We start from the raw sequence: 4133 nt of genomic DNA, 5'->3' as shown, positions 1-4133 counted from the left end.
CCGGCGGGGGAGGCGCGTAGGCGCCGGGGTCGGCCGCGCCGGCCGGGCGGGTGGCCCGCCGGCGCGGGCGGGCGATGACCGCGGTGGGCTCCGGGGAGCTGAACTGGGCGCCGAAGCGGAAACCCGGGAGCTCCTCGGGCTCGGGCTCTGGCTCGGCGGTTCCCTCGTCCTGGGCGGCCTCCTCGCCCGCGGCCGCGTCCTCACCGGCCTCGGCCTCGGTGGCCTCCACGCCCTCCGGCACGGCGGCCGGGTCGAGGCCCTCGTCGGCCGCGCCGGCGGTGGTCTGTGCCGCGTCGTCAGAGGTGGGAGTGGTGTCGTCGTTCTGGTCGGCCACGAGTGGCTCGCCTCCTGTGTGGTGCTCCCGGGCGCCGATCGCGTCGACTGGCGGCCGCGCAGGAGCACGGGTTGGGCGGGTCGGGCCCCCGCGCCGGGTGCGGCGGCAGGCTCGACTCGCGAAGTCTGTGGTGCGGCGCCCGGGCGAGGAGTTGCCGCGGCCGGGAGCCGGTGTGCGGGTGGAGCAGGTCGTCGGTGGTGCGAGGTCTCGGGGTGCGTCACGTCTGGCAGCCGTGTCGCGCGACGGCGTGCAGCCCCGGGCCCACCGGTCAGACCGCCGCGTGCTCCCCCTGGCAGCGGGTGCGCGCCGCACGGTCAGGACCGAGCGGGTCGGCCACGGTCCCGCTGTCGTCGAGCCGGCCCTGCGCCTCACGCACGGCCCGAGGGGGCGACGGCGGGCGCAGGTCGGCGACGGCAGCCAGAGCGGCCAACACGTCGTCGGGTCGAACGGCGGGCGTCACCTGCCGGACGACCATGTGCAGTATGGCACAACCTGCCTCCCCGGCCGCCGACGCGCTGGGCACAGCCGCCCGCGCGTCGACGTCCCGGAGGCCGTTCTTGGTGCGCTTGGCGACGGTGACCACGTCGGCGGCCAGGAACGCCTCGACGGCCGGCGCCAGCTCGGCGACCGGCACGCCCGGCAGCTCGACGCGCCACACCGCGGCGTCGATCCGGTCGGCCAGCGAGCCCGCGCCCTCGGCCGCCTCCACGCACTCGAGGACGTCGATCCCCGGGGGCAGCGACGCGTCCAGCGCGGCGCGCACCTCCTCCGGGTCGCGCCGCTCGGCCAGGCCGATCTCCACGTACTCGGCCTCGCTGGCCGACCCGGTGGGCGCGGCGCCCACGTAGGAGATCTTCGGGTGCGGCGTGAAGCCTGCGGAGAACGCCATCGGCACCCGCGCCCGGCGCAGCGCGCGCTCCAGGGCACGGGCCAGGTCGCGGTGCGAGGCGAAGCGCAGCGGCCCGCGCTTGGCGTAGCGCAGCCGCAGCCTCTGGACGGTGGGCGGTGGCGGCGGGCCCTGGGGCTGGCGGGCCACTAACGGCCGACGACCGTGAGCGGGAGCAGGCTGCGCCCGGTCGGCCCGATCTGGATCTCGGTGCCGTTGGTCGGGCAGACGCCGCAGTCGTAGCAGGGGGTCCACCGGCAGTCGGCGACCTCCTCCTCGCTGAGCGCGTCCTGCCAGTCGTCCCAGAGCCATTCCTTGTCCAGCCCGGAGTCCAGGTGGTCCCAGGGCAGGACCTCGTCCTGGCCGCGCTCGCGGGTGGTGAACCAGTCGAGGTCGACGCCGAGCGGCGCCAGTTCCTCGGCCGCGGCGGCGGTCCAGCGCTCGTAGGAGAAGTGCTCGCTCCAGCCGTCGAACCGGCCGCCCTCGCGCCAGACCCGCTCGATGACCCGGCCGACCCGGCGGTCGCCGCGGGACAGCAGGCCCTCGACGATGCCGGGCTTGCCGTCGTGGTAGCGCAGGCCGATCGAGCGGCCGACGCGGCGGTCGGCGTTGATGGCCTGCCGGAGGAGCCGGAGCCGGGAGTCGATCGTCTCGGCGCCGGCCTGCCCGGCCCACTGGAACGGTGTGTGCGGCTTGGGCACGAACCCGCCGATCGAGACGGTGCAGCGGATGTCCTTGCGGCCGCTGGCCTCCCGGCCGGCGCGGATGACCTCGACCGCGAGCTCGGCGATCTCCAGCACGTCCTCGTCGGTCTCGGTCGGCAGACCGCACATGAAGTAGAGCTTCACCTGCTGCCAGCCGTTGGCGTAGGCGGTGGTGACGGTGCGGACCAGGTCCTCCTTGGACACCGTCTTGTTGATCACCCGGCGGATCCGCTCGCTGCCGCCCTCGGGGGCGAAGGTGAGCCCGGAGCGGCGGCCGTTGCGGGACAGCTCGTTGGCCAGGGTGACGTTGAACGCGTCGACACGGGTGGAGGGCAGGGAGAGGCCGGTATTGGTGCCCTCGTACCGGTCGGCGAGCTCCTTGGCGACCTGGCCGATCTCGGAGTGGTCGGCGCTGGACAGCGACAGCAGCCCGACCTCCTCGTAGCCGGTCGCCTTCAGCCCCTGGTCGACCATCGAGCCGATGCCGGTGATCGTCCGCTCGCGCACCGGACGAGTGATCATCCCGGCCTGGCAGAACCGGCAGCCGCGGGTGCAACCGCGGAAGATCTCCACGCTCATCCGCTCGTGCACCGATTCCGCGAGCGGCACGAGCGGCGTCTTCGGGTAGGGCCACTCGTCGAGGTCCATCACGGTGCGCTTGCCGACCCGGGCGGGGACGTCGTCCCGCGTGCGCGTGACGGCCGCGATCGCGCCGTCCGGGGCGTAGGACACCGCGTAGAAGCGTGGCACGTAGACGCCGTCCACCCGAGCCAGGCGGGCCAGCAGCTCGACCCGGCCGCCGGGCCGGCCCTGCTGCTTCCACGCCGCGACCACGTCGGTGACGTCGCCCACGACCTGCTCGCCGTCGCCCAGGACGGCGCAGTCGACGAAGTCGGCGATCGGCTCGGGGTTGAACGCGGCGTGCCCGCCGGCGACCACGACCGGATGGGTCTCGTCGCGGTCGGCCGCGTGCAGGGGGACCCCGGCCAGATCGAGGGCCTCGAGCAGGTTGGTGTAGCCGAGCTCGGTGGCGAAGCTGACGCCGAGCAGGTCGAAGTCGGCGACGGCGCGGTGGGAGTCGACGGTGAACTGGCCGACGCCGTGCTCGCGCAGAAGGGCGGCCAGGTCCGGCCAGACGGCGTACGTGCGCTCGGCCAGGGCGTCGGGCCGCTCGTTGAGCACCTCGTACAGGATCATCAGGCCCTGGTTGGGCAGCCCGACCTCGTAGGCGTCGGGGTACATCAGCGCCCAGTGGACGGCGACGTCGTCCCACGCCTTGACCTGCGCGTTGAGCTCACCGCCGACGTACTGGATCGGCTTCTGCACCTGGGCCAGCAGGGGTTCGAGACGGGGGTAGAGCGATTCACCGTTCATGACCCGCCCAGGGTAGACGGCGGTCCGGGCCGCCCCGCCCCTCGGAGCGTGTGCGCTCGGGAGCTCATCCGGAGGACCTCATGAGCACAACGCCCGTGCAGACCCACTTCGCCCGCAGTATCGACGACGACCGCTGGGCCTGGGCGCGCCGTCGTCGCGTCCGCCGCCGGGCGGCGCTCGCCGAGATCGCTCTGGTGGTCCTGTTGATGGCGGCGACGCTCGCGGCGGCGACGACGGACGAGGGCTGGACGACGTGGTTCCTCGCCGTCTGGACGATCGGCCTGCTGGCGTTCATCCCGCTGCACTCGGTGCTCAACGCGGGCACCCGCGGCCTGTTCGACCGGAGCCGCCGGTCGCTCGACGAGCACCAGCAGGCGCTGCGCCAGCGGTCCTACAACGCGATGGGGTGGCCCGGCACGGCGCTGACCTTCTTCGCGTGGTCGGGCGCGGTCGCCCTCGTCGGCACGACCGGCCACGTGCCGCTGGCCCTCTGTCTCGGCTTCCTGCTCTGGCTCTCCGCCGGCCTGCTGCACTACTGGCACCTGGCGTGGACCGCGCCCGAGGAGCCGGCCGCGGCGGACCCGGAGTTCTGACCGCGGGCCTCGCCGGTCGCGGTCGGCCCCTCCTCCGCCGCGTGTGCGCTGAAGCCCCGTTCGCCCGCCCGAAACGGGGCCTCAGCGCACACGCTGGAGGTGAGGCCGCTCAGCCCAGTCTTCCTGTCCCTATCGGTGACGCCTGGCAGGCGTGAAAATGTGGCCGGGTCGCCCGCCGACGTCGGTCTCCCGCCTGGGACACGATCCCGTAGCTCAGTCTGACGCTGGGGCCTGGACCTGAA

Annotated in this window: 3 protein-coding genes and 1 pseudogene; 1 reads left to right on the top strand and 3 read right to left on the bottom strand. The window is 74.1% G+C overall.

Annotated elements, in window-relative coordinates; all coding sequences use genetic code 11:
- From E4P41_RS21310 to E4P41_RS21300, 3 genes and pseudogenes are all read right to left on the bottom strand, one after another.
- A pseudogene (locus E4P41_RS21310) lies at positions 1-334 on the bottom strand (ribonuclease E/G); the annotation flags it as partial.
- 268 nt (positions 335-602) lie between these two features.
- A complete protein-coding gene (locus tag E4P41_RS21305) occupies positions 603-1370 on the bottom strand; it encodes a TIGR03936 family radical SAM-associated protein (protein ID WP_135143196.1) in 768 nt (255 codons plus the stop codon).
- Positions 1370-3298, bottom strand: a complete 1929-nt coding sequence (locus E4P41_RS21300) for a TIGR03960 family B12-binding radical SAM protein (RefSeq protein WP_135143195.1) — start codon at positions 3296-3298, stop codon at positions 1370-1372. The genes E4P41_RS21305 and E4P41_RS21300 overlap by 1 nt, the downstream gene beginning before the upstream one ends.
- Before the next feature lie 80 nt (positions 3299-3378).
- Here E4P41_RS21300 and E4P41_RS21295 point away from each other — a divergent pair, with 80 nt between their 5' ends.
- Positions 3379-3891, top strand: a complete 513-nt coding sequence (locus tag E4P41_RS21295; RefSeq protein ID WP_135143194.1) for a hypothetical protein — start codon at positions 3379-3381, stop codon at positions 3889-3891.
- Positions 3892-4133: the final 242 nt, after the last annotated feature.

This window comes from Geodermatophilus sp. DF01-2 (assembly GCF_004571065.1).
GTDB lineage: Bacteria > Actinomycetota > Actinomycetes > Mycobacteriales > Geodermatophilaceae > Geodermatophilus.
The sequence above is the reverse complement of the archived record's forward strand: the minus strand, read 5'-3'. Positions and strand labels throughout refer to the sequence as shown.